General features: G+C 38.5%; 15 protein-coding genes. 8 read left to right on the forward strand and 7 right to left on the reverse strand.

Annotated elements, in window-relative coordinates:
- Nucleotide 1 precedes the first annotated feature (1 nt).
- From BLS35_RS23905 to BLS35_RS23915, 3 genes are all read left to right on the forward strand, one after another.
- On the forward strand, nt 2–1,372 hold the full coding sequence (locus BLS35_RS23905) for a RagB/SusD family nutrient uptake outer membrane protein (protein WP_090786116.1): 1,371 nt from the start codon (nt 2–4) through the stop codon (nt 1,370–1,372).
- An 82-nt stretch (nt 1,373–1,454) separates the two neighbouring features.
- Complete coding sequence (locus tag BLS35_RS23910) at nt 1,455–2,705, forward strand: YdcF family protein (RefSeq protein WP_090786118.1); 1,251 nt, start codon at nt 1,455–1,457, stop codon at nt 2,703–2,705.
- 64 nt (nt 2,706–2,769) lie between these two features.
- Nucleotides 2,770–3,672 (forward strand): DUF5996 family protein, encoded by a 903-nt coding sequence (locus tag BLS35_RS23915; RefSeq protein ID WP_090786120.1) that lies wholly within the window; start codon nt 2,770–2,772, stop codon nt 3,670–3,672.
- On the opposite strand, the gene BLS35_RS23920 is transcribed toward BLS35_RS23915, so the two are convergent.
- Together BLS35_RS23920 and BLS35_RS23925 are read right to left on the reverse strand one after the other, a co-directional pair.
- Nucleotides 3,669–3,941 (reverse strand): UBP-type zinc finger domain-containing protein, encoded by a 273-nt coding sequence (locus BLS35_RS23920; protein WP_090786122.1) that lies wholly within the window; start codon nt 3,939–3,941, stop codon nt 3,669–3,671. The genes BLS35_RS23915 and BLS35_RS23920 overlap by 4 nt on opposite strands.
- A 30-nt stretch (nt 3,942–3,971) precedes the next feature.
- The gene (locus BLS35_RS23925; protein ID WP_090786124.1) at nt 3,972–4,649 is read right to left on the reverse strand and encodes an acetyltransferase; all 678 of its coding nucleotides are present in this window, start codon (nt 4,647–4,649) and stop codon (nt 3,972–3,974) included.
- A gap of 321 nt (nt 4,650–4,970) precedes the next feature.
- Here BLS35_RS23925 and BLS35_RS23930 point away from each other — a divergent pair, with 321 nt between their 5' ends.
- Nucleotides 4,971–6,017 carry a c-type cytochrome gene (locus BLS35_RS23930; protein ID WP_090786126.1) on the forward strand — a complete coding sequence of 349 codons (1,047 nt, stop codon included), beginning with the start codon at nt 4,971–4,973 and terminating at the stop codon, nt 6,015–6,017.
- Nucleotides 6,018–6,122: 105 nt separating this feature from the next.
- Nucleotides 6,123–6,626 carry a peptide-methionine (R)-S-oxide reductase MsrB gene (gene msrB / locus BLS35_RS23935; protein WP_090786128.1) on the forward strand — a complete coding sequence of 168 codons (504 nt, stop codon included), beginning with the start codon at nt 6,123–6,125 and terminating at the stop codon, nt 6,624–6,626.
- 10 nt (nt 6,627–6,636) lie between these two features.
- Here msrB and BLS35_RS23940 read toward each other — a convergent pair whose 3' ends face one another.
- The 5 genes from BLS35_RS23940 to BLS35_RS23960 are packed head-to-tail and all read right to left on the reverse strand — an operon-like array spanning nt 6,637 to nt 13,301.
- Nucleotides 6,637–7,047 (reverse strand): response regulator, encoded by a 411-nt coding sequence (locus BLS35_RS23940; protein WP_090786130.1) that lies wholly within the window; start codon nt 7,045–7,047, stop codon nt 6,637–6,639.
- On the reverse strand, nt 7,037–8,116 hold the full coding sequence (locus BLS35_RS23945) for a hybrid sensor histidine kinase/response regulator (protein WP_090786132.1): 1,080 nt from the start codon (nt 8,114–8,116) through the stop codon (nt 7,037–7,039). The genes BLS35_RS23940 and BLS35_RS23945 overlap by 11 nt, the downstream gene beginning before the upstream one ends.
- A 13-nt stretch (nt 8,117–8,129) precedes the next feature.
- Complete coding sequence (locus tag BLS35_RS23950; protein ID WP_090786135.1) at nt 8,130–10,286, reverse strand: 7TM diverse intracellular signaling domain-containing protein; 2,157 nt, start codon at nt 10,284–10,286, stop codon at nt 8,130–8,132.
- Nucleotides 10,283–10,999, reverse strand: coding sequence for a hypothetical protein (locus tag BLS35_RS23955; RefSeq protein ID WP_090786137.1), 717 nt, complete (start codon nt 10,997–10,999; stop codon nt 10,283–10,285). Before BLS35_RS23955 ends, BLS35_RS23950 begins: the two co-directional genes overlap by 4 nt.
- Entirely contained in the window at nt 10,986–13,301 is a 2,316-nt protein-coding gene (locus BLS35_RS23960) for an Rv1355c family protein (protein ID WP_090786139.1), read from the reverse strand. The genes BLS35_RS23955 and BLS35_RS23960 overlap by 14 nt, the downstream gene beginning before the upstream one ends.
- Before the next feature lie 118 nt (nt 13,302–13,419).
- On the opposite strand from BLS35_RS23960, the gene BLS35_RS23965 reads away from it, so the two are divergent.
- From BLS35_RS23965 to BLS35_RS23975, 3 genes are read left to right on the forward strand one after another with little or no spacing between them, the layout of a single operon-like run.
- The gene (locus tag BLS35_RS23965; RefSeq protein WP_169472257.1) at nt 13,420–13,875 is read left to right on the forward strand and encodes a response regulator; all 456 of its coding nucleotides are present in this window, start codon (nt 13,420–13,422) and stop codon (nt 13,873–13,875) included.
- A 59-nt stretch (nt 13,876–13,934) separates the two neighbouring features.
- Complete coding sequence (locus BLS35_RS23970; RefSeq protein WP_165973401.1) at nt 13,935–17,420, forward strand: PKD domain-containing protein; 3,486 nt, start codon at nt 13,935–13,937, stop codon at nt 17,418–17,420.
- A 1-nt stretch (nt 17,421) separates the two neighbouring features.
- Nucleotides 17,422–18,441, forward strand: coding sequence for a PorP/SprF family type IX secretion system membrane protein (locus BLS35_RS23975; RefSeq protein WP_090786143.1), 1,020 nt, complete (start codon nt 17,422–17,424; stop codon nt 18,439–18,441).
- Nucleotides 18,442–18,445: the final 4 nt, after the last annotated feature.

The raw sequence follows: 18,445 nt of genomic DNA on the forward strand, positions 1-18,445 counted from the left end.
GATGAAAACATTTATCATATCAATCCTTACATGTGGCTTAATGATAACCGCCACATCCTGCAAAAAATTTCTGGACTTAAAGCCGCTTGATTCTTATACGGAAGACACCTTTTATAATGATGAAAAAGGATTACAAGGAGGCCTGATCAGTTGCTATGATGCTTTGCAAACGGACAGTCTTTATGGAAATAACTTATTGACCTTGGGCGAACTTAGGGGGGATAACCTGATCGATAATGATCCTGGCTCAGGAGCAGGTGTCCGCAACCAGATTGAAGTGTTTTCCGAAACATCTGCCAATAGCATTCTTGCAGGAGCCTGGCTTGGAAACTACAGAGCGATTTACCGCTGCAATATCATATTAGATCGGGCACCCGCAATAAGCATGAATGAAACTATCAAAAATCAGATCATTGGGCAAGCGAAGTTTATAAGGGCATTAAGTTATTTTAATTTAACCCGTCTTTGGGGTAACGTTCCTTTGGTTTTAAAAGTTCAAAAAACAGAGGAAGCCAGGCAAAATTCTCGTGCTACAACTGCACAGGTTTACCAGCAGGTAATTGATGATTTAGCGGATGCTGCGGTAAAACTCCCAACATCCTGGCCAGATGCGCAGCGGGGAAGGGCAACCAGTTATGCAGCGAGCGGTTTATTGGGCAAGGTTTACATATATCAGAAAAAGTTTGATCTGGCAGTCCCTGCTTTAAGAACCGTTGTGACAGCTATTTATGCCAAAACAATATTGGATACAGTTCCGCAGGCTAAAACTTTCCCTAATAACCTTAAAACAAGCAAGGATGTCATTTTTGCGGTTCAATATCTACTAGGTGGGGTAAAAGAGTTTGTTCACCAGGATAATCGCTATAGAAATAACAACAACACGAACATCATTAACATTCCCCAATCTCTATTTGAAGCTAGTGATAACCGTAAGGCATTGGTTGCTATAACAGGAACAGGTGGCAGGCCAGGGAAATTTAACGCTCCGCAAGTGAACAATGAAACCAGTGGTGATTTTCCGGTTCTTCGTTGTGCCGAGGTTTTATTGATGTATGCTGAAGCACTTAATGAAACTGCTTATGGAAATGCGGAGGCTTTTAAAGCACTTAATGCTGTGCGTGAAGTTGCAAAAGCGTCTTTAAAAACTCCAGGAATGCTTACTTCGCAAGCCGAGTTCCGGACCGCTGTATATTTGGAAAGACGATTAGAGCTGGCTTTGGAAGCGGATCGCTGGTTTGATATTGTGAGAACAAATCAGATGAGTTCAATTTTTCCTGGTATCCCTGCTTTCAGGAGTATATATCCGGTTCCGCAGGTAGAAATTGACAATATTAACAATAAAAATGGATGGCAAAATACGGGCTATAATTAAGCCTGTTTACCAATTTGGCCGGTACCTTGACGTACCGGCCTTTTATTTTTAATATTTTTGAATTGAATATAAAACACCCTATATGAGATCTTTCTTCTTTTTGATTTGCTGTTGGTTCTGCAGCATAAATGTTTGGGCACAAAGTCAGGGGCCAAGCAGGCAGTATGTGCTCCAAAGTACCCATAACGCTGTGCAGTATAAAAACTACTATTTACTTACGCTGTTACAACAAGATCTGGCTGTAAAAAAGCTTATTCAAAATGATCTTGTGATGAGTGATTTATTTAAAGAGAGGGAAGCAAAAATAACTGATGCACTTAAAAGTTGTCAGCATAATATAGCCTGTTTCAGCGCTGCTTTTAAGTTTTCTAAAGATGAAATTGCCGCTGTAAGTGAGCGTTTAAGCTTTCTTTTTAAAGAGAGTAATGCATTAGGAATGATGGTAAAGAATCAGGTTATTCCTTCAGGCTGTTATAACATGTATAGTAATTTGAAACCAATAGATATGTTGCTTAAAGCATGGGAACAGGACGCTAAGGCAATTAATTTTGCTATTGGGGTATATGTAGAGGGATCAAAACCCAATTACCCGAAAATAGACTCAATAGGGTTCAATGTGAAAGATAAAAGCTATCCGGAGCTAGTTAATACTAACGCTTTATTAAGTGTGAACACTAAAAATAAACTATTTTTTGAGCCATCTATGCAGTTTGCCTTGGTTGCTCTGGAAATTAACGAACGGAATGATGCAGCAGATTATGAGCCCATGATGAGCACCGTAAACAAATCAAGTCTTTTGGCCATCAAAAAGACAAACTTTGGAGCCTATAAATATAGCTTGATATTGGTGCCAGGTGAGGGGCCCGAAGAGCACGATACTGAATTAAGTGCAGGTGGGATGTTGCGCTGTCGCCTTGCTGTAGAACAGTACCGCAGAGGTGTTGCACCTTTTATTATGGTCTCAGGAGGTAGGGTACATCCTTATAAAACAAAATACAGTGAGGCGCATGAAATGAAAAAGTTTTTAATACAAACGCTACAGATTCCTGAAAGTGCAATTATTATGGAACCTCATGCCAGGCATACAACCACAAACTTGCGTAATGCAGCCAGAATTATGTTCCGGTATGGTATGCCTATGGATAAGAAAGCACTTACCGTAACTGTTAAGTCACAAAGTATGTATATCAGTGATGTTATGCCTAAACGCTGCATGAAAGAACTTGGGTACGAACCCTATCGGATCGGGGATCGTTTGTCAGATACCGCTCTGGAATTTTATCCAAATGTGATGTCTTTACAAATCGATTATGATGAGCCTATGGATCCATAGGTAAAAAATCAAACAATTGTGGCCATGGTTTGTAGTTACTTTTTAGAGAACTAAAGCCCTTACTATGGAACAGCATTGGCCAATACTTTCTTATGAAAAAGGAAAGGCTACCTATGAAACTTTGCAACTATGGTCGCAGATTGTTGGAAAGATAAAACTTGCGGTTCTCCCCTGGGTAAACCATTCCTGGCATATTACACTGCACATTACAACGACAGGCTTAACTACAGGATCTATGCGTTATAATGATCAAAACTTTCAAATAGATTTTGATTTTATAGCTCATCAATTGAAAATTACAACCAGCAATGGAGAAAACCGGCAATTTGATTTACACGGGATTTCTGTTGCTGATTTTTACGGAAAGATTTTCGAACTATTAAATGATTTAAAAATTAATGTAACAATCAGACCTGTGCCTGTTGAGCTCGCTGATCCTATTCCTTTCGAACAAGATACTATTCATGCGACCTATGAGGACGAACAGGTCACCGCTTTTCATAAAGCTTTGTTAAATATTCAGGATGTTTTTATGAAATTCAGAGCTGAATTTAGAGGTAAATGCAGCCCTATCCATTTTTTTTGGGGAAGTTTTGATTTAGCATTGTCTTTTTTTTCCGGTGCTACAGCTCCAAAACATGCAGGTGGAATACCTGGTATGCCCAATTGGGTTGCAGAAGACGCATATTGTAAAGAGGTGAGCAGTTGTGGCTTTTGGACGGGAGGGGGAGGTGTGAATGAAGCGGCATTTTATTGTTATTTGTATCCTGAACCGGAAGGATACAAGAATGCAAGAGTTAAACCCGACGAAGCCTACTATCACCAGACGTTAGGCGAATTTATTTTGCCTTATTCAGCAGTGCAGGGGGCGGGAAAGCCAGAAGAAAAATTAATTGAATTCTTGCGCAGTACTTATAGTATTGGCGCCGACCTGGCAAAATGGGATAGAGAATCGTTGGAATATTAATAGTCTGCAAAAACTTGATCTTTATAACACCATAACCACCTTTCGCCGGGCATAGCAGAACTCACAACAGGATGCTCTGTGGCGTGGTAATGCTTTGTCATGTGCGTATTTGGGGAATCGTCACAGCACAATGTCACACCGCAAGTTTGACAAGTTCGCAAATGTACCCAGGTACTGTTTGTCTTAATGCATTCTTCGCACAGGAGATCTTTAGGAAGTTTTAATTCTTTAATATTTTTGATGTGGTCGCAAATTTGTTCAGTTTCCATGAGCTATGAATTTTGGATTTCAAATTACTATTACGCTTGTTTAACTTCCTGTGATTTATTGAACATAATAAATCTTTTTGAATCACCTACACGCTGTGGAATAGCTGAGCTTGAAATTATCGCATAATCTTCAGTGTTCTTATTAATGAATACCCCAGCACCGATGATATTATTGTTTCCTATACAAACATCTTCCTTTACAGCGGAGTTGATTCCCAGGAAAGAATTATTTCCAATAGTTACATTTCCACCCATCGTATTACCCGACAGTAGTACGTTGTTTTTAATTGTGGAATGGTGGCCAATACGTGAACCCATTAACATACAGTTATTACCTATAGTTACAAAAGGTTGTATGTCACAGCATTGATCGATAAAAGTGTTTTGCCCTGTAATCAAATCTGGCCATAAATTAGCTTTTGAAGAAATGTAATTTGCAAAAGAATAGCCAGCTTCTCTAACCTTATTGTAAACAACCTCTCTGGCACTATTTCTGCCAATGCCAATGTGCATTTTGTGATTTTCCTTTGGGAACTTTCTCAATACCTGTTCAAAGCTCAATATAGGTAGTCCCAATAGTTTGGTTTCCTCCGAAGGGATATATGCATCATCAACACAAAAAGCGACAACTTCATAAGGGCTGTCATTGTTAAAGGAGTAACATATAAGTTCCGCCATTTTTCCTGTTCCATAAATTACAACTTTCATAGTGCCATGTTTTGAGGTTAAATTATCTTGTTTAAAGATAGTCCAAAATATTACGCAAGTGTATAGCAACTACCCATTTTGACAAGTTCCTTCTTTACAGTTTTACAGCTTCTTAAAGTAATATTTGTAAGAACAAAGCAGATTACATTTAGTTTTTTTATAATATATGGGGATATTTTGCTTTCCTATAAAATAAGCTCATTTCTGAATGACATTACATATTGTAAACTTGTTTTACGGTTTTGAGCCTTATTGTTTACAGGTTCTTAACCGTATTTAACTCTTTTTAAGTATTTTTCGAAACAATTGAGCAAGCCAAAAATGAAATCATCAGACAAAGCACTTATTTATACTGCCAGAAGTATAGCTATTGTAGCCATCTTGTTTGTGATTTGCGGGTTTATCATAATTAGCCTCTTTTTCTGGAACGATCGTCCAACTGATAGAGTTATATCGGTTCAGACAGAATTAGTGCAAGCTGGAGCAGCTCTTGAGCCTTTACAAAAACGTTCTACGCCTGTGGATTCATGGAAGGCACCCCATGAAAGTACTATTCCCGCTGGTAAATATGGTGATATGATTAAGTATGGAAAAGATCTGGTTGTGAATACCTCTAAATATTTCGGCCCGAATGGAACTGTTGCTCAAATCAGCAATGGGATGAATTGTCAAAATTGCCACCTTGAAGCAGGAACAAAGCCATTCGCTAATAACTTTTCTGTATTTATTTCCAGTTATCCTAAAAAAAGCAACAGGTCTGGCAAGATAGAGCCGCCATCCGAGCGCATAGCAGAATGTTTTGAACGCAGTCTTAATGGCAAAGTACCAGATGAATCAGGCAAAGAGATCCAGGCAATGTTGGCCTATATGACATGGGTTGGTACAGGCCTGAATAAAGGAGATCTAGTTTTTGGAAATAGCACGGAAAAATTGAAATATCTGGATAGGGCAGCAGACCCCAAACTGGGGTTAATCTTATATAATAACAAGTGTCAGAGCTGTCACGGCAGGGATGGAGAAGGGATAATTGCTGAAGATAAACTCAGTTATGTTTATCCACCTTTATGGGGTAAGGATAGTTATAACGATGGGGCAGGGCAGTACAGGTTAAGCAATTTTGCTGGATTTGTGAAGAACAATATGCCCTTGGGTGCAACTTATGATAATCCGCAACTAAGCGATGAGGAAGCATGGGATTTAGCGGCCTTTGTTAATTCGCAACCCAGACCGCATAGAACGCAGAAAAAGGACTATCCTGATTTGACAAAGAAGCCAATTGATGCGCCTTATGGGCCTTACGCGGATAAATACCCTGAGCAGCAGCATAAATTTGGACCTTACGGATCAATTGTTTTCGCAACAAAATAAATAATAACGCGTTACAACTTTAATGTCCAAACGTTGTTATATAGTGGTGTATAAAACCCAAGGTCAGCTTATTCTCGTATATATAGTTATAATAGAACTTTAATAATGAAAACGATATTCACTTCATTGATCCTTGTACTATTGTTTAACGGTAGCTACGGACAAAATAAAGCTATGAAAAATTCATATTATTCCAGAACGGACACTAAAAAACTAAATGTGAGCAATGCGGAATGGAAAAAGATACTGCCTGCAGATCTGTATGCTGTAGCCAGAGAGGCCGCGACAGAAAAGCCTTTCACAGGAAAATATTGGGATTCGGAAACCAGAGGAACATACTACTGCAAAGTATGCGGCAATCCTCTGTTTAAGTCCGACGCTAAGTTTGCCAGTACATGCGGCTGGCCAAGTTTTTTCGAGCCTATCCGTAAAAAAAGTACCATTTACAAGAACGATAACTCTTTAGGGATGCATCGGACAGAAGTGCTCTGCGGTCGCTGCGGTTCTCACCTAGGACATATTTTTGATGATGGCCCAGCACCAACCTACAAGCGTTACTGTATGAATTCTATCGCTATGGATTTTGAGCCTGAAGGTTTGGGGAAATAGTTAGTGCGTATTATGAATGCAAATGTTTCTTCAATACTTCGGCAAGTTCTTTGGGCAACAGGGGTTTCTTCAATAATTTGACCACATGTGGGCTTGCTTCGGCTCTTTTGAGATCTCCAAAATCAAGTGTTGAAGAAAGCATTGCAATTGAACAATTTTGGGTTAACCGTTTGGGAAGATCTTTGTAAACTTCTAAAAATTCGAAACCATCCATATCCGGCATTTGTATGTCCAGCAATATAAAATCGGGCAGTTTACCCCCATTGTTTAAGGTAGTATGGAGGTAATTTAGCGCCTCTTCAGCTGATAGGCAAGTAATGATTTCCTCAAACAAGTTTGATATTTTTATGATTTTGGAATTGATCTTTAAATCAACATCATTATCATCTATTAATAAAACTGTTTTATGATTATTTGACATTAGGAATGGTTATTTTAAAGGTAGTACCTTCAGCCGGATCAGAACTTACAGTGATTTTTCCATTAATCTTATTCAATGCCTCTTTGACAATAAATAAGCCTAATCCGCTGCCCTGATTAACTTTACTCTTGAAAAATTGAGTGAAAATCTTTTCTAAATGCTCATTCAAAATGCCCATGCCGTTATCCGTGATAGAAATTTCAACTTGCTCTCTTCTAACATTAACATTCACACTTACCCTTTTGTTTACTTCGGTCTCTTTCTGATATTTTATCGCATTGGAGATCAGGTTGCCCAATATCACTTCAATTCTAAAAACATCCCCATAAAACTCTTCGTTCTGATTAATATCTACACTAAAAGTCGTTTCATGATCCGAATAAGTGTACAATTCAACCAATTCAGGTACCAGCTTATGAAAGTCAATAGCCGTGTTTTCCGAAATGGTTTTATTGTTTTTATAGTATTGAAGTGTTTTCTGAATGTAGTAATCCAACTTATTAGAACAGGTCTCAATCAAACTCCAATATTCGCCACTGGAGTTGTAAAGTCCTTCCATTTTAACCAGGTTCACAATACCCATTGCCGATACAAGGGGAGCTCTTAATTCATGAGAAATACTATATATAAACCTGTTGAGTTCATCATTTGTCTTTTCCAATTCAGCTACTTTGTTCCTAAGGTCAATTTTTGCCTTATAAGCATCGTAAGCATTTTTGATGGAATTGTGTAGTTCCAGATCATTCCAGGGCTTGGTAATATACCTGTAGATATCGCCATGGTTAATCGCATCGGCAAGCGCTTCAATATCTGTATAGCCAGTTAGCAATATCCTTATTGGATCAGGATAGGACTCTGTAATACTTTTAAAAAACTCTACACCTGTAGTACCCGGCATCTTTTGATCGGCCAGAATAACCTGAACAGAAATGTTTTGTAAGACTTTTAAACCTTCGGCAGCTGAGATAGCTGTATAAATTTCATACTGTCGCCTAAAACTCGCTTTAAAAGCCTGAAGATTATTTTCCTCATCATCAATATATAGAACTCTTACATTGGGTGCACTCATAGTACGCTTTTGCTTATTGTGTATTAACAGGTAATGTAATGATGAATTCTGTACCTTGATCTACTTCGGATAGAACATCGATATGACCTTTATGTTTCTCAATTATACTAAAAACAATTGATAAACCTAAACCCGTTCCTTCGCCAACTTCTTTAGTGGTAAAGAAAGGTTCAAATATTTTATGTTTAACCTCATCAGTCATACCAGTGCCAGTATCCTTGATGCTAATTTTAACCGTATTGTCCTCGTACCAGGTTTTTATCGTTAGTTGTTCTTCTTCTCTGTCTTTTCCGTTAGATTTTATTGCTTGTATGGCATTGGATATCAGGTTCATAAATACCTGATTTATTTTACCTGGCAGACATTCGATTTTAGGCAAATTTCCAAATTCTCTATATACCTTAAGGTTATCTGGCATGGTGTTTTTTACCAAAACCAAGGTAGATTGTAAGCCTTCGTTAAGATCAATTGGTTTTAAATCATCTTCATCTAAACGACTAAAATTTCTTAAACTTCTGATGATTTCTGCTGTTCTTTTTGCTCCGTCGGTAATACCTACCAGCAGTGAATCAATCTCATTGTTGACGAATTCTAGGTCGATTTGCTTTTTAAAGGCATCTATTTCCCTGATCTGCTCTTCCACATTTTCAGCTGAAAAATCAACATTTTCATACTTAGTAATGATTTCTTTCAAATCATCTATATCTAGTTGTAAAGGTTTAATGTTCGAGGTAACAAAGTTGATCGGGTTATTGATCTCATGGGCAATGCCAGCCGTTAACTGACCTAACGCTGCCATTTTCTCCGCATCTACCAATTGTGACTGTGCCGCCTTAAGGTTGCTCAGCGCATCATTCAGGTTGGTGTTTGTTTCCTGTAAGGCTTCAGTACGTTCATTGACCTTCTTCTCCAGTTCTATGTTTTGTTGCAGTATCAATTGCTCATTTTCTTTAGAAATCAACAAGGCACGCTTCTGGGCAAGCTCGTTTTCCTTTTTAAAGAAGTTAATCCTGTCCGCAAGGGCGAATGAAAGGAGCATGACTTCAACTACCGATGTGAATTGTACCGCATAGGTGGTATAGACGTTGTACGGTAATATCTCGTAATCTTTAAGAATAAAGACCAGCATACCGAAAAACAAGAATGACCAGGAAGCGAGGTAGTAACCCGCCGGCTTAAATTTCTTGTGGACGAAAACCTGGTATGCTGTAGAAGTACCAATAATAGAGCCTGCGAGGATAAGAATCTGCATGGCTATAAAAGAGAATTGCTTAAATCCGACCAGCAACAATAAAGTATTGAAGATAGAAAGTGTCAGCAGGATATTGATGATTTTATGGCTCTTCGGTGCATTTACCTTCGTGTTCAGAAAAGACTGGGTAAACATAATAGAGGCTGCGAGACCGAGGTTGGCAAAGAGGCAGACCGAAATATTATTTAACCACCCATCACTTAACAGCAAATATTTTGTGAAATAACCTTGTAACGCCGTTTGGGTTGCCCAGGTAAAAAAGATACAGAAAATATAGTTGAGGTAACTGCTGTCTTTGATGCTGAAGTACAAGAACAGGTTGTAGGTAAACATGATGATCATTACCCCTGCATACATACCGAAAAGTATATCCCGTTGCGCAAAAATATTATCAAATTCATATTTTGAGGCTACAAAAACCGGTGCGATTACAATCTCATCTGAATATAATTTAAGGATAATATCGGGTTGCTGCGCCACAACGTATTGAGGGATAATATAACTTTTGACATTACCCGGATAGTCCAGATCAGCAATTGTACTATAAGGAGTACTCGTAATTTTATAGATAACCTTATCGCTCTTTACAAAGTAGATATCAGAGACCTTCATTCTTGCCTGATCAATCATGATACTGGGCTCGGAAAGCGTAATCAGATGTGTTTTATCGGCCCTTAACCATATGGGTTTGCTCAATTCAGCAAAATTGATAAAGGGGGCTTTTAAGGGCTTGAATTTATCCGAGGCCTTAATGATCCATCCGATTGAGGCAGTGTCAGGAAAATCAGTTAGAATGGACGAATGTTGGGTGACATTAATGATCGAATCTCTTTTTTCAGTTGGTTCAGCTTTTAAAAGAAAAGAATAAGTTAGGCATAAGAAGAAAACAAATAGCTTTTTATAAAGATGTTTTATCATAAAATTATATCAATATGCATGTCTATAAAGCCATCGTTTGTTTTGTTTGGGATAGGGATAATTTGTTTTGGATTCTTTCTTAAAGCCATTACAAAATCATGAGACTCCTGTGTTGCAGTAGGTAAAGTATCTAGTTCGTCATTCAAGACAACAGTGGCGGTAAGGTCTTCTTTAGGGTAATAAAACTTTCCATTGATACCAATCTCTTTAACTACCCTAAAACCACCTCTAACAGCATTTCTATAGGTTGCAGGAGCGGTAAGACCAAATAATGATTGCAATCCGATAAGGCTGGATAGTGCCACAGTAATTTGGCTTAACACCCAACTACCAACACCTAATCCGGCAATTTCCCAAGAGTTCCATACGCCGCAAAGCTCTCCGGTTCCGTTAGGAATTCTGTCGGCCACCATACCATATATCCGATCATCCATATCGCCGACAGCACCCTCAATAGGGAGCGGGGTAATTCCATCGGCAACATGAACCCTACTGCCGGCCAATGCTTTTCCATCCTCTTCGGCACTCACAATAACCACATAAACACCAGGGTTAAGTACCCAGTCTATTTTTGCAGAAGTGATTTTCGTGATACCGAATATTTCTAATACATGCGTGTGCCCTTCAATAAATTTCATACAAGCCGCGCGATTATCTACGGCTCTAAACGCTTTAAAATAAAGCTTGGTGATCTGCGGTCTATGCTGTTCCAATGGATAAAGTTTTATTTAAGGGTTTTCTAATTGTACGTTGAGGTGATGATTCTGCTTTAAATATTCTGAACATGAATATTTCTGCAATATTATCAGTTATTTTAAATAAATGCTTTAATTTTTGATGTAAATTGAAAATTTGCTTTCTACTTTCGTCAGGAAGGTCGTTTAATTCCTGAACATTATTCTTGTAAAAGAAAATTAAAGGAACATTTACGGGGTGAATTTGATAGCCTAATGCTGTGGCTGTAAGCCAAAGTTTCTCAACTGCCATGCCTCCTTTTAAGTAATCGAGGGGACTGTGTTGCGGTAAAGTAATTAAGCCAATAGCGGGGGATGATTGGAATTGCTTTAGGGCAAGGTATTTAAAGGCGTTACCACCTTTTATCTTTTTTAGAAATTCAACAGCTCTTTCATCTTTCATCAGCCTTAATCCAATCTGATCTTGATTGCTTAAGTCGAGGGTATTTATTCCGATACCATCTGCCGTTTCCAGAATTTGCTCTTGATTCCAGCGCATTTCTTTTTTTATAAAATCTTTGTGAGCAGCAGGGGTAAACATGCGTAATAGATCTGCTTGTCCTGATATATCACCCAATACGGTTTTATCTTCAGCAGCAGTAAGCCAGTGTAAGCCGATTTCTTCGGCTTCAATAACGGCTTTTAGCTGATCAAGATCAGCAGTATTAGCTTCCTGTGTTTTACCAAATTTTCGGTTGGTATGTCTTTCTGATATTTGTGCTGCAAGTTTCTTTTCATCCTCGCTTACTTCATGTTTTCCTTTAAAATTGAAATAAGCAATATGATCAGGGAAAAGTTCAGGCGTGAAACTCCATTCCACACCTAGTTCATTTACAGCAGTCTCTAAAAGTAAATTCTCTATTGAAGCACCTAAAGACGCATATGAAGAAATGTAATCGGGATCTAAATAAGCACCAGATACCTCTTTATTTAAAAATAGGTGTAACGTGTCATTTTTATAATGCCAATGCCATGGCTGATTGTTTCCTCCTGAAGGTGCTTTACTTGCTGAGGCAATCAATTTATGAATTAGGGACTCTGGGATAGGATCACCTTTCGTACCATCTCCAATCTTATGAACTGACAAATAGGTGTTCAGCTCTAAAGGATCTAAATGCTTATTGCGAGGCTCTTCAACTACTTCAGGAGCAGGGACATCGTCTGTAATTAATTCATCAATATCGATGAAGAATCTGCCTGATATTTTTAAGCTGCCTAATAATATTTTTCTTGAAAGGTCAGCTGTAATTCCACCACCGTAAGTAACGGCACTGGCAAGTTGGGGCCAGGTAGATATGGTGCTCATAATTTCAACTGCAGAAGCTTTCATTCTTGGTGATAAAGTCTCAATTCCGGTTACCGGAGCTATGTAAGGTACTTTCTCATCCAATGTTTTAAGCGTTTTAAAAACGCTCATATCTATATGTTCTACGAACCCATGTAAAACAGGTCTTTCAGGTTCTAAGTCAAACCTTTCGATATCAATTGTACATCTGTCGCTACCTTCCATTAAAACAGGAATGCCCAATGCTTTAGCTTTTTCTCTTGCACTAATCTTTACATCAAAACTATCACACTCATCAATTAAAAGGTCAAGCGTCCCATTTTCAGTCAAGAAAGCATCAATATTATCATCAGTAATTCCTTCATGGAAACAAATTACTTTTAAAAATGGATCAAGCTCGGCAATCTCTCTGGCGACGATAACTGTTTTTTGAAGATGTATATTATGGATACCAGTTCTGATGCGGTTTAAATTAGAAAGATCAAGTTCATCAAAGTCGGCAATGCGCAATTCTCCAAAGCCTCTCTCTATGGCCAATGTTAAAGAAACCGACTGTCCAACCGACAATCCCATAACACCTATTTTCTTTTGCGAAAGTGTTGTTTGTTCCTCTGCGGTAATTTTATGCTTGTTTCTATTGGTACGTACAACAACAAATTCTTCTTCATCAAGTAGATGAACTAATTTATCAGACCATGGATAATATACCCATATTCCGTAGTCAAATAATGAGGTTGAGCCGCGGTGATTTTCAGCAACTTTTTTTAATTCAGTAGGGGGGATTCCAGGCTTTAAACATTTAATTAACTCTTCAATTTGAGACTCAATGCAATCAAAAATCTGAATATGTGGTTTATTCGCTAAAAGATCAGCGAGATTCTGTTTTTCGGTACTGTTTTTGGTATTAAATAATACAGGCTTGTAGAGAGCGTTTAATTGTTTCGTATTGTTAATTGAGGCTTCAAAATTTAAATGAGTATGAGCTTGAGACTGCATTTTTTTAATATATGTATGCTATAAAAATAAAAAAAAATAGGTAAATTATTGAAAGAACTAAAAATAGGCTTTTAAGAGTAATAATAAAAAAGTATTTTTAACTTTTATTTCCAGACAAATGAATGTGAATATCCTTTATGTTGATGATGAACCTCACAATTTAAGTGCGTTTAAGGCCACTTATAGAAGGTTGTATAATATTTTTACCGCGGAATCTGCAGATGAAGGCAGAGTTATTTTAGATAAGGAAGAAATTCATGTGATCATCACCGACCAGAGAATGCCCAAAACTACTGGAGTAGAGTTTTTGGCCTCTATTTTAGAGAAGCATCCTGATCCAATTCGGATGATTCTTACTGGTTATACGGACATTGATGCAGTAATTGATGCCATTAATAAAGGACAGGTATATCGCTATATCCAGAAGCCCTGGATGGAAGCAGATTTAAAGATTAATATCGAAAAAGCATATGAAATATATATGCTTAGAAAAGAAAATAGAGATCTTACTGCAAAATTATTATTAGCAAATCAGCAACTTGAATTTTTATTAAGGCAAAATCTATTATCTTAGTTATCCTAAAGGGATAACTAAGAGATATGTATAGATGGGTTTTAATAATATGGGCGCTCTTGTGCTTTCTATTTGTTAATGCGAAAGCCCAAAATATTTCGAATGAAGGCACAGATTTCTGGGCCGTATTTCCAACACATGACCCTTCAAGAAACAATAATGGGACGGTTAATTTAGCTAATGTTCGGATTTACATTACCACAAAGACCAGTTCAGAAGTAACGGTTACTTGTGGTAGTTTTAATTCTGGACCGGTAAATATACCCGGTAACACTGCTGTCTGGGTCGATGTACCCCGAGCGGATTCCTATGTAGTTGTAGGAGATGCAAACCGTGTAATTGCGAACAAGGGGATTCATGTACAAGTTACGCCTGGGCATGATAAGGTAGCTGTATTTGAACATATTTATGCAGGGGCACGGTCTGCCGCTTCACTTATTCTCCCCCGGGAGGCACTGGGGAGAGAATATTACTCCATGAATTACACACAGGATATAAGTAATGGAGAGGTAAATAAAAATTTTTTAGTCCTCGTTGCGGCGGATGCCAATACTACGCTACTAGTTCATAAAAAGGACGGGAGTTCTTTTCAGGTGGACTTTGCGAATGCGGGAGATGTGTATGAATATACACCTACGAACCAGGAAGATCTTACCGGTATGTATGTAGAGGTGGACAAAACATCTCCCGATAATTGTAATAAACGTTTTGCCGCTTATTCAGGTAGTACCTCACTTAAAATAGCTTGTAATGGATCTCGTGATCCACTTTTTCAACAGCTTTATCCGACGGGGAGTTGGGGAAAGATCTATGGGATTGTACCTTTTATCAACAGGCGCCATATCATAAGGATATTGGCTCAGGAAGACAATACCGTTGTGCAGTTTGATGGTAATGTCTATAATCTTAATAAAGGTGAATTCTATACGAGTGGCGAGCTAAGCAATAGTGCGCTAGTCACCGCAAACAAAAGAATAAGTGTGGCGCAATATTCTTTAACTCAAGCTTGCTCATCTACTGGAGGTACCGAAATCTTTGGTGACCCCGAAATGGTGCTACTTAATCCAATCGAATTTAATGTAAAATCTACGACGCTCTTTTCGTCCGACAAGGAGCGCATCACTGAGCGATACATTAATGTCTTGATAAAAACATCAGCTAACTCTACTTTTAAAATAGATGGAACGCCTGTGAATACAGTGTGGACTCCAGTTCCTTTAAATCCTGAATACAGTTACACACAAATTGAAATTAATGCTGCAAGTTCTTATTTGACAGCTAATGAAGGGTTTAATGCAATAGCTTATGGTTTCGGTGATCACGAATCTTATGCTTATTCGGCAGGTACCAATCTTGCGGCGACTACTTACTTCCTGGTTACCAATAAAATTACGCAACGCGATGCGCAGAATGCATGTGTTGGCCAGGTGTCTGATTTTAAATTTATTCTTCCTTATCTGGTGGCTAAAATTACATGGAAGCTTGATGATGGTCCTGAGGAACCTGGTTCTTTAGATCATGAAATTATTCCTGCGGCCGATGGTACATCAACTTACGAATACAGGTATGGCAGAGACGAAACCTTTACTGAACTCCGATCGCACCGGATCACTATAAAGGTAGAATTACCAAATGATGGTACGGGCTGCCTTAGCGGAGAGGCAGAATTTAGCTATACATTTGATGTGTATCCCTTGCCTACAGTCGACTTTCAGTTCCCCATGGAAAACTGTGCCGATACTGAAATTCAGTTTACCGATGCAGGTGTCTCCAATATTCCAGGTAAAGACCTAAACAAATGGCTCTGGGATTTTGGTGATGGAACAACTTCTACTGAACAAAACCCTAAGCATATTTTTAGCGCGTCAGGGCCTTTTGACGTCAAGCTATCTGTTGGTCTGGATGAAGGTTGTATGTCTGATGTACTATCTAAAACAATAACTATAGGGCCTAAAATAACAACCAGTTTTGCAACGGATTTAGTAGGATGTATCAATAAACTACATAGCTTCGAAGACAAGTCTGTCGTCGAGCCTGGTGCGACTATCGTAAAATGGCATTGGGATTTTGGCGATAATACACCACCAATACCAACGGATCAAGCTCTTCGTATTGTTCATCACACTTATACATCATTAGGCAAATTTAGAGTTACATTGGTTACGGAAAGTGCAACTGGTTGTATGAGTTTACTTTATTCAAAAGAAATTACCATCATTGCTTTACCTATACCTAAGTTTACCTTGCCTAAAATATGCTCTTCGGATAATATTGCGGAGTTTAAAAATCTTTCTGTTGATGGTGATGGAACTACAGCAGCTTTAACAAATTATTACTGGGAATTTGGTGATAATAGCAGTGTTAATAATACATCTACTGATGTTGATGGCAAACATAAATATAATCAACCGGGACTGTATCGCGTGAAACTTACGGTTACCAATGCCAATGGTTGTTCGGATTTTATCACCAGCGATTTTACAGTCAATAGTCCAGACGTTCTGGCTAAGTTTGATGTGGAAAATAAAGATAATTTATGCAGTAACAAAAAAGTCAAAATCATCAATACTTCCATCGTACAAACTATTGGGACTGTTATCAAGTTGCGTATTTATTTTGATGCCTTAAATAAACCAAATGAGTTTATTGAAGATGATGATCCTGTGCTCAATAAATCGTACGAGCATATGTATCCTGCATTGACGACTTCTGATCCGAAAACTTTTACCATAAAAATGGTAGCCTATTCTGGAGAGAGCTGTTCCAATACTTATCCTTTCGATATTTTATTAAACCCCTCGCCGATAATCTCTTTTGATAATATCCCTGCAGTTTGCATCAATGCTGGCAAAATTCAGCTTACACAAGGCTCAGAAACGCTTGGCATATCAGGCGATTTTAAATATACGGGACCAGGTATTACCGAAGATGGCTGGTTTGATCCGAGCGTAGCTGGGGTAGGACGACATGATATCACCTATACTTTTACTGCTCACAACGGTGGCTGCGAGGAATCTCTGACCAAGTCAATTACTGTTGCCCCCATTCCTGTAGTCACGCTACCTTCGGACCTGTATATTCTTGAAGGTGGGGAAAAACAAATTGACGCGAGTGTTAGTAGTTCTGGAAATACCTACGAGTGGAGTCCTTCTGAAGGAATAAGCAAAAACAATGTGTTAAGCCCTACTTTTTTTGCAACCAGCGATAGGGTATATACACTTGGGGTCACAACCGCAACAGGCTGTTTTACGTCAGAACATGTTTTTGTTCATGTTATAAAAGGCATTGAGCCCGCTAATGCGTTTAGTCCGAATGGTGATGGTGTAAATGATGTTTGGGTTATCAAATATATCGAAACATATGTAGCTGCTACCGTAGATGTTTTTAATCGGTACGGAGAAAAAGTTTTTTTTAGTCAGGGATATTCAATACCTTTTGATGGCAATTATCAGGGGAAACAATTGCCTGTAGGTACGTATTATTATATCATCAATCCAAGAAATGGAAAGAAAACAATTACTGGCTCATTAACTTTAATCAGGTAAAATGAGACGCTCAGTGTATTTAGTTATGTTACAATTGTTATTGGGGCTTTGTGGTTTTGCGCAGCAGCGGCCACAGTATACACAATATGTGCTCAATAATTACCTCTTAAATCCGGCGATTAGTGGTATAGAAAATTATACAGATGTAAAAGTAGGCTATAGAAAACAATGGGCTGGTATCGATAATGCACCACAGACATCTTTTGTAACTGCTAATTGGAATCTAGGGGGCGATTACCTTTGGAAAAATGCCTTGTCCTTACCTGATAAAGGCGATGACCCAATGAGTCGGAGCTATATGCAGAATTATACCTCATCCCCAGCACACCATGGTATGGGTGTTATTGCTGTTTACGATAAATTGGGGCCACTTTCGAGGCTGGACGCAAATTTAACCTATGCCTATCACCTTAAACTAAGTAATACTTATAATTTGTCTGTGGGGGTTGCTGCAGGGGTAAGTAGGATCGCGCTTGATATCAATGCTTTAACTTTTGAAGATCAAACCCGCGTTGACCCCTCCATCTCAAATGGTATTCCAAGTCAACTGAAACCCGACCTGAGCGTGGGGGTATGGTTGTATAGCGGAAGGCTGTTTGCCGGTGCATCCGTACAACAGCTTTTACAGCAAAAGCTTTCATTTACGAGTGATCCCAATTACAATATGGGAAAAGAGGAACCACATTTTTTTGTTACAGCTGGTTATAAGTTATACATTGATGATGAAGTTTCGGCGACTCCTTCAATCATGGTTAAGCAAGTGAGTCCGGTACCAGCATCAATTGATCTGAACTTAAAGGTGTCATTTAGAGATAGGCTTTGGTTGGGTGGTAGCTATCGTAAAGACGATTCCTTTTCGGCAATGGCCGGAATCAACATCAGCAAATTGCTTAATCTAACTTATGCTTACGATTTTACTACATCAGGATTGAATCAGGTAAGCAATGGCAGCCACGAAATTGTATTGGGCCTGCAACTTAATAATGTTTATGAAGTTTTTAGTGGCGGAAGAATGTGGTAAAATA

The organism is Pedobacter sp. ok626 (assembly GCF_900100435.1).
GTDB lineage: Bacteria > Bacteroidota > Bacteroidia > Sphingobacteriales > Sphingobacteriaceae > Pedobacter.